Origin of the sequence: Streptomyces sp. SID12488 (assembly GCF_010548275.1) — a bacterium.
Taxonomy (GTDB): domain Bacteria; phylum Actinomycetota; class Actinomycetes; order Streptomycetales; family Streptomycetaceae; genus Streptomyces.
This window is the reverse complement of the sequence record NZ_JAAGLT010000003.1, coordinates 235,730-251,504: the sequence shown is the minus strand read 5'-3', so window position 1 is coordinate 251,504 and position 15,775 is coordinate 235,730. Positions and strand designations below refer to the sequence as shown.

General features: G+C 70.0%; 16 protein-coding genes. 7 read left to right on the top strand and 9 right to left on the bottom strand.

Features of this window, described 5'->3' with window-relative positions; all coding sequences use genetic code 11:
- Window positions 1–43 precede the first annotated feature (43 nt).
- Window positions 44–655, bottom strand: coding sequence for a TetR/AcrR family transcriptional regulator (locus tag G3I56_RS07250; RefSeq protein ID WP_343239887.1), 612 nt, complete (start codon window positions 653–655; stop codon window positions 44–46).
- 187 nt (window positions 656–842) lie between these two features.
- On the opposite strand from G3I56_RS07250, the gene G3I56_RS07245 reads away from it, so the two are divergent.
- On the top strand, window positions 843–2,273 hold the full coding sequence (locus G3I56_RS07245; RefSeq protein ID WP_164408031.1) for an FAD-dependent oxidoreductase: 1,431 nt from the start codon (window positions 843–845) through the stop codon (window positions 2,271–2,273).
- Here the strand turns inward: G3I56_RS07245 and leuE are convergent.
- Entirely contained in the window at window positions 2,270–2,917 is a 648-nt protein-coding gene (leuE, locus tag G3I56_RS07240) for a leucine efflux protein LeuE (protein ID WP_164408030.1), read from the bottom strand. The two genes, G3I56_RS07245 and leuE, sit on opposite strands and share 4 nt — an antisense overlap.
- A 47-nt stretch (window positions 2,918–2,964) precedes the next feature.
- Window positions 2,965–3,543, bottom strand: coding sequence for a Uma2 family endonuclease (locus G3I56_RS07235; RefSeq protein WP_164408029.1), 579 nt, complete (start codon window positions 3,541–3,543; stop codon window positions 2,965–2,967).
- A 241-nt stretch (window positions 3,544–3,784) separates the two neighbouring features.
- On the opposite strand from G3I56_RS07235, the gene G3I56_RS07230 reads away from it, so the two are divergent.
- Entirely contained in the window at window positions 3,785–4,621 is an 837-nt protein-coding gene (locus G3I56_RS07230) for a L,D-transpeptidase family protein (protein ID WP_164408028.1), read from the top strand.
- A 266-nt stretch (window positions 4,622–4,887) separates the two neighbouring features.
- On the opposite strand, the gene G3I56_RS07225 is transcribed toward G3I56_RS07230, so the two are convergent.
- The 6 genes from G3I56_RS07225 to G3I56_RS07200 form a co-directional block, all read right to left on the bottom strand.
- Window positions 4,888–6,063 (bottom strand): hypothetical protein, encoded by a 1,176-nt coding sequence (locus tag G3I56_RS07225; protein WP_164408027.1) that lies wholly within the window; start codon window positions 6,061–6,063, stop codon window positions 4,888–4,890.
- Window positions 6,063–6,725 carry an RNA polymerase sigma factor gene (locus G3I56_RS07220; RefSeq protein WP_164408026.1) on the bottom strand — a complete coding sequence of 221 codons (663 nt, stop codon included), beginning with the start codon at window positions 6,723–6,725 and terminating at the stop codon, window positions 6,063–6,065. The genes G3I56_RS07225 and G3I56_RS07220 overlap by 1 nt, the downstream gene beginning before the upstream one ends.
- Before the next feature lie 416 nt (window positions 6,726–7,141).
- A complete protein-coding gene (locus G3I56_RS07215; protein WP_164408025.1) occupies window positions 7,142–7,759 on the bottom strand; it encodes a hypothetical protein in 618 nt (205 codons plus the stop codon).
- A gap of 75 nt (window positions 7,760–7,834) precedes the next feature.
- Window positions 7,835–8,377 carry a hypothetical protein gene (locus tag G3I56_RS07210; protein ID WP_164408205.1) on the bottom strand — a complete coding sequence of 181 codons (543 nt, stop codon included), beginning with the start codon at window positions 8,375–8,377 and terminating at the stop codon, window positions 7,835–7,837.
- A 94-nt stretch (window positions 8,378–8,471) separates the two neighbouring features.
- On the bottom strand, window positions 8,472–9,314 hold the full coding sequence (locus tag G3I56_RS07205) for a DUF4328 domain-containing protein (protein WP_164408024.1): 843 nt from the start codon (window positions 9,312–9,314) through the stop codon (window positions 8,472–8,474).
- A gap of 120 nt (window positions 9,315–9,434) precedes the next feature.
- Window positions 9,435–11,090, bottom strand: coding sequence for a glycoside hydrolase family 20 protein (locus G3I56_RS07200; RefSeq protein WP_164408023.1), 1,656 nt, complete (start codon window positions 11,088–11,090; stop codon window positions 9,435–9,437).
- A 366-nt stretch (window positions 11,091–11,456) separates the two neighbouring features.
- Between G3I56_RS07200 and G3I56_RS07195 the strand changes: the two genes are divergently transcribed.
- The 5 genes from G3I56_RS07195 (at window position 11,457) to G3I56_RS07175 (ending at window position 15,645) form a co-directional block, all read left to right on the top strand.
- On the top strand, window positions 11,457–12,005 hold the full coding sequence (locus tag G3I56_RS07195) for a 2-oxo-4-hydroxy-4-carboxy-5-ureidoimidazoline decarboxylase (protein WP_164408022.1): 549 nt from the start codon (window positions 11,457–11,459) through the stop codon (window positions 12,003–12,005).
- A 195-nt stretch (window positions 12,006–12,200) separates the two neighbouring features.
- Entirely contained in the window at window positions 12,201–12,581 is a 381-nt protein-coding gene (gene sdhC, locus G3I56_RS07190; protein ID WP_164322298.1) for a succinate dehydrogenase, cytochrome b556 subunit, read from the top strand.
- A 5-nt stretch (window positions 12,582–12,586) separates the two neighbouring features.
- Window positions 12,587–13,078, top strand: a complete 492-nt coding sequence (locus tag G3I56_RS07185; protein ID WP_164322300.1) for a succinate dehydrogenase hydrophobic membrane anchor subunit — start codon at window positions 12,587–12,589, stop codon at window positions 13,076–13,078.
- Window positions 13,079–13,111: 33 nt separating this feature from the next.
- Window positions 13,112–14,866, top strand: coding sequence for a succinate dehydrogenase flavoprotein subunit (sdhA, locus tag G3I56_RS07180; protein WP_164408021.1), 1,755 nt, complete (start codon window positions 13,112–13,114; stop codon window positions 14,864–14,866).
- A complete protein-coding gene (locus G3I56_RS07175; protein ID WP_164408020.1) occupies window positions 14,866–15,645 on the top strand; it encodes a succinate dehydrogenase iron-sulfur subunit in 780 nt (259 codons plus the stop codon). Before sdhA ends, G3I56_RS07175 begins: the two co-directional genes overlap by 1 nt.
- Window positions 15,646–15,775 lie beyond the last annotated feature (130 nt).

The following is a 15,775-nucleotide window of genomic DNA, read 5'->3' as shown; positions in this document are numbered from 1 at the left end:
CGGACCCGCAGGGACCTGTGAAACCACGATGTCAGGCGCGGAGTCACGGCACGACCCGGTACCTCAGCTCGATGCCCGCGAGCAGCAGTGCCAGTCCTTCCTCGAACTGGTGGTCGTACCCCGCGAAAATCTCGCCGCCCGTCGCGGCGGCCAGCGGGAAGTCGGCCAGCCGCCGGGCCCGTTCCTCGACGTCGTACCCGTCGCGACGCTCGCCCGGAACGGGGTGGACGCCCTGTTCCTCCGTGACGAAGCCCATGGTGTACACGTACGCCGTCATGGTGGCGCGGATCGCCTGAGCGAGGGTGAAGCCGGCGTCGACGAAACAGCGGAGGTTCTCCTCGATCTGGACGGCGTGCTCGGTACCGGTGAAGCGCGAGCCGCTGAAGACCTTCGCGCCGTCGCGGTAGCCGAGCAGCGCGGCACGCAGTCCCCGGTTGGCCACCAGGATCCGCTCCCGCCAGTCGAGGCCGGGGTCGAGGGAGGTGTCCCGGACCATCCGCCGGTACATCTCGGTCGCCATCTCGTCGAGCAGGGCCTGCTTGTCCTTGAAGTGCCAGTACAGGGCGGGTGCCTTGACGTCCAGCTCCTTGGCGATGGCACGCAGGGTGAGCCCGTCGAGGCCGACCTCGTTCAGGAGGCTCAGGGCGGTGTCCACGACACGTTCGCGGTCGAGGGGGGCTCGTCGGCCGGGCCGTTCGGGCCGTTCGGGTCGTCGCGCCGGCTCTGCTGGTCCCGCCGATTCTGCTGATTCTGCTGGTTCCGTGCTCACGCTTGACAACTTAACACTGTTAAGTCCACTCTCGAAGGCAAGGCAACTTAACAACGTTAAGGAGATGGTCGTGATGACCGACGTACTGGTGGCTGACGTACTGGTGGTGGGCGCGGGTCCCACCGGGCTGGCGCTCGCCGTGGACCTCGCGCGGCGCGGGGTGGACGCGGTGGTCGTGGAGCGGGCCGAGGGGCTGTTCCCCGGGTCGCGGGGCAAGGGCATCCAGCCGCGCACGATGGAGGTCTTCGACGACCTCGGGGTGGTGGACGCGATCCGGGCGGCCGGCGGCCCGTATCCGGTCGGGATGATCTGGCAGGACGGCAGGCGGGTGGGCGAGCACCGGATGTTCGACCCGGCGGAGGAGTCGGAGAGGGCCGGGGCTTCGCCGTACGGCGCCGAGCCGTGGATGGTGCCGCAGTGGAGGACGCAGGAGATCCTGTTCGCGCGGCTGACGGAGCTGGGCGGGCGGGTGGAGTTCGAGCGCGAGGTGGTGGGGCTGGAGCAGGACGAGGACGGCGTGACCGTCGCCTTCACCGCCGGTGAGCCCGTCCGTGCGCGGTATGTCGTCGCGGCCGACGGTGGCCGCTCGACGATCCGCCGGGCGCTGGGCATCGGAATGACGGGCGAGACGGTCGACCCGAACCCGATCCTCGTGGCGGACGTGCGGATCACCGGCCTGGACCGCGACAACTGGCATGTCTTCCCGCCGCAGGCGGACGGCACGGGCTTCCTCGCGATCTGCCCGCTGGCCGGGACGGAGGACTTCCAGCTGGTGGCCCAGTTCCCGGATGGGGACCACCCGGACCTGTCCCTGGAAGGCATCCGCAAGGTCGCCGCAGCCCGCTCGCACCTTGCCCCCGAGGACCTGACCGAGGTCCGCTGGGCCTCCGACTTCCGCCCGCGCGCGGCACTGGCGGACAGCTTCCGCTCCGGCCGGGTGTTCCTCGCGGGGGACGCGGCGCACGTCCACTCCCCCGCCGGGGGCCAGGGCCTGAACACGAGCGTCCAGGACGCGTACAACCTGGGCTGGAAGCTGGGCGCGGTGCTGCGGGGCGGGGTGGCCGAGTCTCTGCTGGCCACGTACGAGGAGGAGCGCCGGCCGATCGCCGGGCAGATGCTGGGCATCTCGACGGGTGTCCACCGGGGCGAGATCAGGCGCGGTGAGGCGACCCGGCAGCTCGCACTGGGCTACCGCGACTCGTCACTGGCGGCGGAGACCCGCCCGGCGCCGGGCCCGGTCCACGCGGGCGACCGCGCCCCGGACGGCACGGTGGACGGCGTACGCCTCTTCGACACGTTCCGCGGCCCGCACTGGACCCTGCTGACGGTGGGCACGGCCACGGCACTGCCGCCGCTCTCCGTCCCCACGGTCCGCCTCAGCTCGTACGAGGCGTACGGCACCGGCGTCTTCCTCGTCCGCCCGGACGGCTATGTCGGCTGGGCGGGGGCCTCTGCGGAGGGGCTTCGGGAGTACGCGGCAACCATGGGCAGCAGCCTCGGCTAGGAACCGGCCAGCGACAGCTTCACGGCGAAGCCGATGAACAGCGCGCCCGCCGCCGAGGTCGCCCCCGCCGACAGTCTCCGACGGCGCCGGAAGGCGGCAGCCAGCCTGGTCCCGCCGAATATCAGCGCGGTGAGATAGAGGAAGCTGGCGAGCTGGGCGAAGGCGCCGAGGACCACGAAGGAGACGGCCGGGTAGGCGTATCCGGGGTCGACGAACTGCACGAAGAAGGCGACAAAGAAGAGAATCGCCTTCGGGTTGAAGAGGCTGATGACGAGGGCACGGCGATAGGGCCGCTCGTCGGCGCCGACGAGCGCTTCCTGGACCTCGGCCTCTGCCCGCCGCGTGCGCCACATGCCCCAGGCGGCGCGCAGCATGCCGATCGCGAGCCACGTCAGATAACCGGCGCCCGCGAATTTCACGATCCCGAACAGCAGGGCGTTCGTCTGGAGCAGCGAGGCCACCCCGGCCGCCGAGAGGGTCATCAGCACGATGTCCCCGCACCAGACGCCCGCCGCGGCCGTGTATCCGACGCGGACGCCACGGCGGGCGGCGACGGACAGGACGTAGAGGGAGTTGGGGCCGGGCAGCAGGACGATCAGGACCAGGCCGGTGAGATACGTGGGGAGGTCGGTTACGCCGAACATGGGGGGAGTGTCGCACGGGGGTACGACAATCCGGGTTGGGATTTCGGTCAGTCGCCGTCGAGGAGCGTGTCCACGCAAAGGCCGAGGGTGACACCGACAGATTCGGGGACGGGGAAGTCCTGGCCACGCTTGAAGCGTTGGGGCACGTCGTACTTCCCGTTCACCGGGTCCTGGTAGAGCAGCACCTCGTCGTGTTTGCGGTCGACCACGATGTAGACGGGAATGCCGGCTTCGGCGTAGCACTCGACCTTGGGGCCGAGGTCGTCGGACCAGTTCGAGGACGTCACTTCCACCATCAGGCGGAAGACATTCGGGGCGTAGCAGTTCTTCTGGACGAGGGCGTCCCGGAAGTCCTCGTCGACGACGGAGAAGTCGGGGATCGAGTAGTCATCGGCCGCAGTAGGAAGCCACAGGCCGATGCCCTGGACATACCTGAGCCCGGCCTTCCGGGCTCCAGCCCCTCCGAATGCTTCGACAAGCCAAGTCAACGACAGCGCGTGCGAGCCGTCCGGCGGCGGTGTCACAGTGAGCCTCCCCTGGAGAATCTCCACGCGGTGCCCAGGCAGTGCACGGGAGAGCTGGTCGGCGGCTTCGCCCAACGTCAGCTCGTGTTGCAGTACGGCCACGGCATCCTCCTTGGCAGGGCTCACACTTCACGAGAGTAACCGGGGGCGTGCGCTTTCCCCTTCCGATCACCCATTCGGAAGAATTGCCCAGCTCAGAGGACATCGGAAGGCGCGGCGGGCCTGTACACCGGTTCGACGGGTAGTCCTGATGCCGACACACGCGTCATGGTGGGTTCCTCGGCGTAACTTGCACGGGGGTCAGGTGATGAGCTTCGGGGGGTCCGGCTTGCGTACTACGGGCATGCGAAAGGTGATGTTCGCCGTTCTCACGGCTCTCGCCGTGGGCGGCTGCACTCTGCAGACCACCGACCCGGACGGTGACCCGCGGTCGCCTGTGCACATCCAGGTCTCACACCCGCCCGACGACAAACCCGGCGCCACGGCCACACCGGCGCCCACACCCACACCCACACCCAAGAAGGCGGACCCCGCTCCCTCCCCGCCCGCCACCGTTCTCTGGTCGCGTGGTGACAGCGGGCGGGACGTGCGGGAACTCCAGGCGCGGCTGCGTCAGGTCGCCTGGCTCTACGACGGGCCGACCGGGTCGTACGACGATCTGACGGAGAACGCCGTCAAGGGCTTCCAGGGCAAGCGCGGGCTGCCGCGCACCGGGCGGACCGACACGGTCACCTGGCAGCGGCTGCTGCGGATGACGCACGAGCCCGGACAGTGGGAGCTGTATCTGATGGGCGGCCAGCCGGCCGCCTACGCCGATCCGCGCTGTCTCAGGGGCCGGGTGCTGTGCATCAGCAAGACGAGCCGGACGCTGCGCTGGATGATCGACGGCCGGACCGTCTCGACGGTGGCCGTGCGGTTCGGCAGCCAGTACACGCCGACCCGGGAGGGCGTCTTCAGCGTCTACTGGAAGTCACGGCACCACGTGTCGACGCTCTACGACTCCCCCATGCCCTACGCGATGTTCTTCAGCGGCGGCCAGGCGGTCCACTACTCCGCCGACTTCGCGGCCCGCGGCTACGGCGGCGCCTCGCACGGCTGTGTGAACATCCGGGACGAGACGGCGATCGCCGCGATCTTCGCCGAGGTGAGCACCGGCGACAAGGTCGTCATCTACTGGTGAGCCCGTGAGCCTGCGGCGGTGAGGATGATCTGGGGCGCGGACGGGACCGGGGGAACGTGTCCCGCCCGCGCCAGGTGCACGAGCCGAAGGTACGGGGGGAACCCCCGGCTCTGTGCGAGGAACCGATGACCAGTCGGCTCACTGTCTACTGCGTCGGCGCCGCCGAAAGTGTCACACCCGGCACCTGAGAACTTCACTGGCGCGCGTCCGCACAGGTCGGAGCGGCGCACTGCGGTGCGGAGAGGTTCGCTGCCGGGCGTACGGGCTCAGGTGGCCGTCGGCAGCGGCAGGACTCCGTACGACGGGGCGGGGTTCGGCGCCGGTTGGTACCGGGGCTCGTCCGCCCTGAGCGCGGTGAAGGTCGTCGGGGTGGGTGTCGGCTTCGCCACGGCCCGGCTGCCGTGGCCCCCGCCGTTGCCGTTGCCGCTCCCGTGGCCGTTTCCGTGGCCATTGCCACCGCCACCGCCATTGCCGTCGCCGCCGCTCAAGCCGTTGCCCGTGCCTCCGGTGTCACCGGCGCCGTTCTGGCCGTCCTCGGCACCGGTGTCTCCCCTGCCCACCCCGCTGCCGGTGCCCGGGTCGGCGTTCGAGCGGACGGACGGTTCGTCCTTCAGGGTGTCCTCGCAGTACTGCGGCACCTTCCCGGAACCCTTGGCCGCCTTCTCCAGCGCCCGTCTGCGCTCCGCCTCCAGTTTCTTGCCGCTGCGCATGTCGCGGCAGGACAGGGCGAGTGCGCTGCGCCAGTCTCCGGGCCGGCCCGGGTCGGAGTGGGACCCCTGTCCCTCGCCGGCCTCGCTGTCCTGGGGCTCGTCGCCCCCCGCGGTGCCCTTGCCGGAGGAGCTCCCGGCCGTGCTGTCGGGCCTGTCGGACGGGACGCCCTTGCCCCGGGTCACGTCCGGCGACGGCGAGGCCTGCACGGGGTCGCGTGACGCGCCGGCCGACACTGTGGCGTCGGGGCGGCCCGGCTCGTCGCCGCCGAACGGGTTCGGCAGGACCCCGACGCCGGCGGCCATCGCGACCGAGCCGACCATGCCGACGGCCAGCGCGGCACCGAGCCCCAGCCTCAGGGGACGGCCCCAGCGGGCCGCACGGGCGCCACTCCGGGGGGAGGCACCGGAACGCCCGAACGCGCCCACCCGTACGAGGCCCAGGTCCGAGCCCGGGTCCGACGCGGACGGCCTGGCGGTCGCGGGGGCAACGGTGGTGAGGTCCGGGGCCGGGCGGGCCTTGCGGAAAGCGGCCAACGCGGCGGCCTCGCCCGGGAGTTCGGCGCTGCCCGGCGGAGTGTCCACGGAGAGCGCGCCCAGGGTCTTGGCGATCAGCTCGGCCTGGTCACGGGCTTCGGGACCGGCGGACTCCAGTGAAGGCTCCAGCGGTTCCCCGCTCAGCAAACGCTCCGCCGCAGCGCGGTCCAGCCACCTGTACGGGTCGTCGTCGGCCATCACATGTCCTTCTGCGTCCGCGAACGCGTATGCGTCACACCGGCCGACGAAACCGCACGTCCGTGCGGTTCCCGTGGGGGCGGCAGCGCGTCGAGCGCGTCGGTCGCGTCCGGGTCCTCGCCGAGCAGCTCCGCGAGCCGTCTCAGCCCTCGGTGCGCCGCCGTGCGGACGGCTCCGGGGCGTTTGCCGAGGGTCTCGGCGGCGGTCTTGGCGTCGAGACCGACGACCACCCGCAGGACGACGGCCTCGGCCTGGTCCTGCGGAAGCTGGGCGATGAGGGAGAGGGTACTGTCGGTGGCCAGCAACTCCATGGCCTCGCCCGCCGTGTCGGAGTCGGCGGGCCGACCGGACAGCTCGGTCTCGTCACCGCCTATGGCGGGGCGGCGCCCACGCATCCGTATGTGATCGAGGGCACGGTTGCGGGCGATCCGGGCGGCCCAGCCCCGGAACCGGTCCGCGTCTCCGCTGAACCGGTCCAGGTCACGGGCGATCTGGAGCCAGGCCTCGGACGTCACGTCCTCGGCGTCCGGGTCGCCGACCAGTGTCCGCACATACCCGAGCAGCCGTGGGTGCACCGAGCGGTACACAGTCCGGAACGCGGTCTCGTCCCCGGTCTGTGCCGCAAGCACCGCGGTGGTCAGCTCCGCGTCGTCCCCCTGCACCGCGCACACCTCAAGACGTCAGTGGATGCAGTTGCCTGTCGTCCGCAGCCTGTAGCGAAAAGCACGTTACGGCGTGAAAGCGTTCCTCGTCCATGTCCGTACAACGTGCAACTAACTCGTGATCCGGTGACGGTGTGACAGAAAACGCACCCGCGACGCTGTAGGAGATACGGGCCGCCGCGCGGCCCGTGCCGCGCGACGGCCGGGGCCTCTCCTGTGGGGGGTGGCGGCCCCGGTCGTTGCCATCGGCGGACTGCGGGACCCTCCGTCGCCGCTCGTGTCGTTCGCGCCGTTGCCCCAGTCGCGACGCCCACGCCAACCCCGTGCCTTTCCAGTCGGCACCTCCAGTGCGGGGACCGGCGCGGCTGACGTGGTCGGCGCGCTCATGGACAGCGCCGGGTGGTCGTCCCTGGCGCTCAGGCCCGTCCGCGTGCCCGTCTCGACACCACCGCGCGCAGGACGCGCCGCCCCTCCGTCGACACCGCCAGCGCCTGCCGCAGTCCGCCGGAACCGTGTCCGGCGAGCAGTTCCAGGACGGTGATCTGACGCCGCAGTTCGGCCGCCACGAGGGGCGGGATGCCCTCCGTACGGCCTTCACGGTGGGAGTCGATCGAGGACGGGCCGGAGGCGGAGGCGTCCAGGAGCCGGTGGATACGGAGAGCGGCGACGGAGCAGTCGTCGGCCCATGCACGCACCTCGGCGGCGGACCGGTTGGCGGGGGCGGTGGCGAGCATCCGCCGGGCGAGGAGGGTGGCCTCACCCTCGGCGGAGGCCACGGGGACGGCCGGAGGCGCGGCACGAAGGGCGGCCGGGTCGTCGGCGTCGGCGACCTCCTCGCGGCCGAGCTTGACCCGGGTCTGTTCCAGGCGGGTCGCCCACTCCTCCGCGTCGCTGCCGTCGGCGAGGCTGGTCCACAGGGGGCGCAGGCTCTCGTCGTCACCGCCCAGGAGAGACACACACCGGTCCAAACAAGCCAGTCCGCTGACCGTCAGGCCACGCTCGTCGGCGTCGGCAATCAGTTCCACCAGGCTCATGCACGCCTCCCTCCGAGGGCGCCATCCCTTACGGAGCCCGTACTTTCCCTAGCTGCGTGCAAAGTACCCGGAGTGTCACAGGGGCAGAACACCAAGTCGGTCGAGGAACCGGAAGAACAGATTTTCGGCCAACGGGTCGGGTTCCGAAGTCAGTACGTCGAGGAGCGGCGCGGCGTTCACCGTGTGACCCGCCTCGGCGGCCCAGCCGACCGCGCGTTCGGCGGCGTCGCCGGGTTCCAGGAAGTAGTCGTCGAGCGTGAGCCCGGCGCCTTCCTCGCCCTCGGCCTCTCCCTCCCCCTCGCCCTGCCCGGCGCCCAGGTACCCGGCCATGGCCTCGCGCGCCAGACAGGTGGTCCACGCCCCGCTCGCGGGCGCCGCCGCCTCCAGCACCACACAGTGGCTGTCCATGACGTACCCGAAGAGCGCGGGCGCGCCGGTCTCCATGGCGAGCGTGTTCATGCTGCCGACGTCACCGTCGCCGCTCGGGTACTCCCACACCTGCCAGCCGTCGTCCCGCCGTTCGCGCGAGGTCAGCGCACCGCGCACCGCGCGCAGGGCGTCGGTCTCCGCGAGCGGACGCTCGCTCCTGCCCACGATCAAGTAGCCCCAGTAACCCAATGCCATCCCCCTGGCGTTTCGGTTCTGCTCGCTCTGCCCGCGCCGAATACACCACAGACACGAGCGAGTTGGCCATAGCTCCGACAATCGGACGTCAGATGGCCGGGGGCACGGGGCCGTGCAGGGCCCTCTCGTGCTGCATGCGGGTCAGCCGGAGCACCACGAGGATCGCGAGGACGGCTGCCACGATGTCGACGGCGTCGGAGAAGAGCACCTGGCCGGTGGCGTACTGGATCTCCTCCGCCGTGTCAGCGCGGTCGTACCCGCTGGACCCGAGCCTGTTGGTGAGGAGCGCGACGAGCCACAGCGTCCACCAGGCGTTGACGAGCGCGTGCGAGGCACGGGCGTCGGCAGGAGTGCTCGCGTCCCAGATGTCCAGCATGATCCGGCGCGGGAACCACAGGCTCACGACCGGCACGAACCAGCCCCAGCCCGCCCAGGCGCGCTTCATGCTGTGCCCGAACGGGTTGAACACCTCGGCGTTGACCCGCACGCGCAGGAACCAGACCAGGTAGAAGACGACCGTCGCGACGAAGGTCACCGTCTGCGCGACTCCGGCGGCGGCGTAGAGCGTGTCCGCGTGGTCGGCGCGGCGCATGAGGGCGTTGTAGCCGCCGTAGCCGAGGCCGTCGTCCGCGAGGGAGCCCATCGTGTCGTACATGTTGATGCCGGCGTAGACGGCGAAGAGGTCACTGGCGAGGACCACTCCGAGCAGTACGGCGACGGCCTTGCCGAGTCCGACCGGCGAGCGCAGCGAGGCCGGTCCGTGCGGCTGGACGACGGGACCGGAGGGACCAGTGGGTACGGGCGGTGCCGAGGGCACGGGCTGGGACGCGAACGTGCGCCCGGACCTGGGCTCGTCGGTGGCGTCGGCACAGTCCCAGCACAGACCCTCGGGGGTCGCGGCCGTGGACAGCTTGCAGTGCTTGCAGATCATGCGGATCCCCCGGGACAAGAAGCCGGGCGCCGCCCCTCCCCAGGGCCACGCCGAACACACGAATACGTGTGCTACTCGTGCGGAACCTATGGTTCGCCCGGCCCGTCCGTCCAGCCGCTTTCAGCCCAACCGGGTCGCCAGCTTCTTGAAATCGGTCCAGGACAGGGGCGGTTGGGCCCGGGGATCCCACAGCTTCTGCACGGTCGCCCGCAGTGGCATCCGTATCCCGGCGGCCACCTGGTTCTGGGTCTGTGACCCGGCGAGGTCGCACCAGACGGCGAAGACCCCGCCGAGGATCTGCCCGTCGTACGACGCGGAGACTGCCGTACTGCCGCGCAGCACCCGGGGGGTCCACTGCTTGTAGATCCGCTCGCCGGTGGGATAGACGAAGGTGTTCGGCTGCCCGAGCACGTAGTACAGGTACTCGTCGTTGTAGTTGACGACCTTGCGGCCCGCGCTCAGATAGGCGGTCGGCTGGCGGGCGCCGATCTCCTTGCCGGTCCAGTAGGCGACCTGGATGTCCTTGCCCGGCTGGACCGAGCTCGACTTGTAGAAGCCGTCGTTCCAGGCGCGCAGGTTCGTCCGGTTGTGGGCGCGGACGGTCGCGGCGCGGTCGTTGAGCCAGCCCGTCGCGAGGTCGGAGACGTCGGCGCCGGATCCGTACTTCGCGGTGGCAGCGGCGGCGAGCTGCGGGTAGGAGGCAGCCGGGTTGGACACGGCCAGGGCCCGGTACTCGTCGCCGCCCAGGTGCCAGGACGCGCCCGGGAAGAGGTCGGCGTACTCGCCCAGCAGGTCGTCGACGATCTTCGCGGCCCCGGGTTCGGAGATGTCGATCGCCCCGCGTGCCGCCGTGCCCTGCGCGTTCTTCAGCTGGAGGTCCGGGTGGGCGGCGAGGACCGCGCCCAGGTGGCCCGGGGAGTCGATCTCGGGCACGACGGTGATGTGACGGCTCGCGGCGAGGGCGAGGATGCGGCGGACCTCGGCCTTGGTGAGGTGGTCCCCGGAGACGACCTCCGGGTGGGTGTCGGAGGCGATCCGGAAGCCCTGGTCGTCGGAGAAGTGCAGGCCCAGCTCGTTGAACTTGAGGTCGCCCAGCTCACGGACGCGGTCCTCGATCCAGGCCGCCGTGAAGTGCTTGCGGGCGATGTCCAGCATCAGCCCGCGCTGCGCCTTGGCCGGCCGGTCGCGCACGACGCCCTCGGAGGCGGTGCTCCCGCCGGCCACCTCCTGCTTGAGGGTGCGGGTGCCGTAGAAGACGCCGGCTTCGGCGGGGGCGGCCACGGTGACACGGCCGCTTTTGACGGTGAGGGTGTAGGACTCGGGGCCCTTCGCCGCCTGTCCCGGGTCCAGCTTGAGCTGGACGTCCCCGGCACGGGGGGCGACGGTACCGCCGTACGTCATCCGCAGCTCACCGGCGAGCAGCTTCCCCTCGTCGGCGAGGCCGCCGGCGGTGACCACCACCCGGGACGTCGAGACGGGGCGCCAGCCCGGACCCCGGGCGGGTACGTGCTCGCGTACGGCGGGGATGGTGCGGGGGGTCTTGGAGAGGGGGTAGACGCGGGCGGGAGAGGGGGCGGGGGAAGGAGCGCGGGAGGCGGTGGAAGCGGAGTTGTCCCCTCCATCCGCGTCCACGTCCGAGGAGCGCGCCGCGCCGGTCGACGCGATGTCCCTGCCGGTGTCGTCACCGGTATCGGTGCCCGTGCTGCCGACCGGCCAGAAGGCGACGGTCACCCCCACCGCACCGGCCGCGACGAGAACACCGGCCCCGAGAAGCAACCCGGACCCCTGTCCGTACGTCTTCCCGCTCAGACCCCGTTTCCGTTTCCGCTCAGGAGCCCGTCGCCTCCGCCCGGTCACCGGGTCCCACCTGCCAGAGCCTCACGTATCGCCCGCATGCCACGCACCTCCTGGATCGCCTCCACCTCCGAACCTACGACGCCACCCCACCGGAAGCGTCCACCGTACGTTCCGAAACTCTCCCGTTCGGGTGAAATTCAGACCTCCGTCGGACAGCTCCTGACCACTCTCGATAATGTGAGCGGCGCCTCTCCATTCTCCAGGCGCATCTCACATTCCGACCCAGACCTCCGAGGACTCACGCTGTCCGCGCACCGTCTTCCCCAGCTCTCCGGCCCGCTCGCCATGCCGGCACAGACGCGCACCGAGTCCCCCTCTCCTACGCCGCGGAGCCTGGCACGGTTCAACACCGAGCCCGCCGAGGACATCGAGCGCGCGCTCCTCACCTGCCTGCGCAGCCTCCGCTGGGCCCGCCGTCTCGCCGACCACCGGCCCTACCCCGACCTGGACTCCCTGCTCGCGGCAGCGGACGAGGCGGCGTACGACCTGACCCCGGGCGACCTCGCCGAGGCCCTGGCCGCCGAGGCGCTGCCCGCACTGCCGGACGGGGTGTACGCGGCGGCGCACACGGCCCTGGGGGCCGCGCATGCGGCGTACGAGAGTCGCTTCGGCCATGTGTTCGTCATCTGCGTCGACCACACCTCCCCGGAGGAAGCCCTCGATCAGGTCCTGACAGGCATCCGGTCCCGGTTGACGAACGATCCGGAGGAGGAGCGGGTTGTCGCGGCGGAGGAACTGCGGCGCCTGGCAAGGCAACGGCTGGCGAGGCACGTAAGGGGCGCGGGGCTGCAACATATTGCGGCTCCGCCGCGGGGCGCGACCAGCCACATCTGACCCGCACCCGGCGAAACAACCGCAAGCGACTCCCCCAGTAGCCCGTACGAGCCTGTTTGATCACATCGGTAGGCCCGCTGTAAGCGTTCCGACAACACGTCGCTACGATGGCGAGGGCCGGTGGACCGTACCCGGCCGGGCCCGTCCGACACCGAAGCCGGCGCGGCCCCAATCCCCGCTCCCGGAGGGTTTTCCGTGCCGGCTGGAACGCTGTACCGCGGCCGGGAAGGAATGTGGTCCTGGGTGGCTCATCGAGTCACCGGCGTCCTCATCTTCTTCTTCCTGTTCGTACACGTCCTGGACACCGCTCTCGTCCGTGTCTCTCCCGAGGCCTACGACAAGGTTGTGGCCACGTACAAGACGCCGATCGTCGCCGTGCTGGAGTACGGCCTCGTCGCCGCCATCCTCTTCCACGCGCTGAACGGCCTGCGCGTCATCGCCGTCGACTTCTGGTCGAAGGGCCCGCGCTACCAGAAGCAGATGCTGTGGACCGTCGTCGGCCTGTGGGTCGTGCTGATGATCGGGGCGGTCTACCCCGTCCTCGGCCACGCCGCTCGTGAACTGTTCGGGAGCTGACGCACATGGCGACGACTGAATCCACCGCCTCGGGCATCGGCCCCGTCGAGGGCGCGGGCACGTTCGCGGGGTACGACGCCGACAACCCGGCTCCCCTGATCGAGGCCCCGCGCAAGCGCACCAAGAAGACCCCCAAGTCCACCCGGGGCAACTTCGAGATGTACGGCTGGCTGTTCATGCGGCTGTCCGGCATCGTCCTGGTCGTGCTGGTCCTGGGTCACCTCCTCATCCAGCTGGTGCTGGACGGCGGTGTCTCCAAGATCGGTTTCGCCTTCGTGGCCGGCCGCTGGGCCTCGCCGTTCTGGCAGGTCTGGGACCTGCTGATGCTGTGGCTGGCGATGCTGCACGGTGCCAACGGCCTGCGCACCGTCATCAATGACTACGCGGAGCGCGCGAACACCCGACTGTGGCTCAAGGGCCTGCTCTACACCGCCACGGTGTTCACGATCCTGCTGGGCACGCTGGTGATCTTCACCTTCGACCCGAACATCCGCTAGGCCACCGGGTCACAAGGGGCTGAGGTAATTCTGATGAAGATCCACAAGTACGACACCGTCATCGTCGGCGCGGGCGGCGCCGGCATGCGCGCCGCGATCGAGTCGACGAAGCGCAGCCGTACCGCCGTACTGACGAAGCTCTACCCGACCAGGTCCCACACGGGCGCCGCGCAGGGCGGTATGGCCGCCGCGCTCGCCAACGTGGAGGAGGACAACTGGGAGTGGCACACCTTCGACACGATCAAGGGCGGTGACTACCTGGTCGACCAGGACGCCGCCGAGATCCTGGCGAAGGAGGCCATCGACTCGGTCCTCGACCTGGAGAAGATGGGCCTGCCGTTCAACCGCACGCCCGACGGCACGATCGACCAGCGCCGCTTCGGCGGCCACTCGCGCAACCACGGTGAGGCGCCGGTCCGCCGGTCCTGCTACGCGGCCGACCGCACCGGTCACATGATCCTCCAGACGCTGTACCAGAACTGCGTGAAGGAGGGCGTGGAGTTCTTCAACGAGTTCTACGTCCTCGACCAGCTGATCGTCGAGATCGACGGTGTGAAGCGGTCGGCCGGCGTCATCGCGTACGAACTCGCCACCGGTGAGATCCACGTCTTCCAGGCGAAGGCCGTGATCTACGCGTCCGGCGGCTGCGGCAAGTTCTTCAAGGTGACGTCGAACGCGCACACGCTGACGGGTGACGGCCAGGCGGCGGTCTACCGTCGCGGGCTGCCGCTGGAGGACATGGAGTTCTTCCAGTTCCACCCGACCGGCATCTGGCGCATGGGCATCCTGCTGACGGAGGGCGCCCGCGGTGAGGGCGGCATCCTCCGCAACAAGGACGGCGAGCGCTTCATGGAGAAGTACGCGCCGGTGATGAAGGACCTGGCGTCGCGTGACGTCGTGTCGCGGTCCATCTACACGGAGATCCGCGAGGGGCGGGGCTGCGGTCCCGAGGGCGACCACGTCTACCTCGACCTCACCCACCTCCCGCCGGAGCAGCTGGACGCCAAGCTGCCCGACATCACCGAGTTCGCGCGCACCTACCTGGGCATCGAGCCGTACACGGACCCGATCCCGATCCAGCCCACCGCGCACTACGCGATGGGCGGCATCCCGACGAACGTCGAGGGCGAGGTGCTCCGCGACAACACGACGGTGGTGCCCGGCCTGTACGCGGCCGGCGAGGTCGCGTGTGTGTCGGTGCACGGCGCCAACCGCCTCGGCACGAACAGCCTCCTGGACATCAACGTGTTCGGGAAGCGGGCCGGTATCGCGGCGGCGGAGTACAGCCAGAAGGCCGACTTCGTCGAACTCCCCGAGAACCCGGCGGAGTTGGTGATCTCCCAGGTGGAGCACCTGCGCGAGTCCACGGGCACGGAGCGGGTCGCCGCGCTGCGCCTGGAGCTCCAGGAGACCATGGACGCGAACGTCATGGTGTTCCGTACGGAGCAGACCATCAAGACGGCGGTGGAGAAGATCGCGGAACTCCGCGAGCGCTACCGGAACGTCTCGATCCAGGACAAGGGCAAGCGGTTCAACACCGACCTGCTGGAGGCCATCGAGCTCGGCAACCTCCTGGACCTCGCCGAGGTCATGGCGGTGTCGGCCCTGGCCCGCAAGGAGTCGCGCGGCGGTCACTACCGCGAGGACTACCCGACCCGCGACGACGTCAACTTCATGCGCCACACCATGGCGTACCGCGAGGTGGGCGACGACGGCACCGAGTCCATCCGTCTCGACTACAAGCCGGTCGTCCAGACCCGCTACCAGCCGATGGAGCGTAAGTACTGATGGCAACCCCTGTTCTGGACAAGGCGGACGCGGCCGGCGAGCCCGAGCCCGGCTTCGCCGACTCCCCGTACATCACGGTCACCTTCCGCATCCGCCGCTTCAACCCGGAGCTGGCGGCCGAGGCGGTCTGGGAAGACTTCAAGCTGGAGATCGACCCGAAGGAGCGCGTCCTCGACGCCCTCCACAAGATCAAGTGGGAGCAGGACGGTTCACTGACGTTCCGTCGCTCCTGCGCGCACGGCATCTGCGGCTCGGACGCCATGCGGATCAACGGCAAGAACCGCCTTGCCTGCAAGACCCTGATCAAGGACATCAACCCCGCCAAGCCGATCACGGTCGAGGCCATCAAGGGCCTGACGGTCCTGAAGGACCTGATCGTCGACATGGACCCGTTCTTCCAGGCGTACCGCGACGTGATGCCCTTCCTCATCACGAAGGACACCAACGAGCCGACGCGCGAGCGCCTCCAGACGGCGGAGGACCGGGAGCGGTTCGACGACACGACGAAGTGCATCCTGTGCGCGGCGTGCACGTCGTCGTGCCCGGTGTTCTGGAACGACGGCCAGTACTTCGGCCCGGCGGCGATCGTCAACGCCCACCGTTTCATCTTCGACTCGCGTGACGAGGCGGGCGAGCAGCGCCTGGAGATCCTGAACGACCGGGACGGCGTCTGGCGCTGCCGGACCACGTTCAACTGCACGGACGCATGCCCGCGTGGCATCGAGGTCACGAAGGCGATCCAGGAAGTGAAGAGGGCGCTGATCACTCGGCGGTTCTGATCCTGGTGATCCGTCCGGTCTCGCATTGCTCTCCGGTGGCCGTGCTTCTGTCTCGACAGAAGCACGGCCACCAGGCGTTTGTCCGCCGGGCGTCTCGGCCTTGCGGTGATCGCGGCCACACACCCCTCGA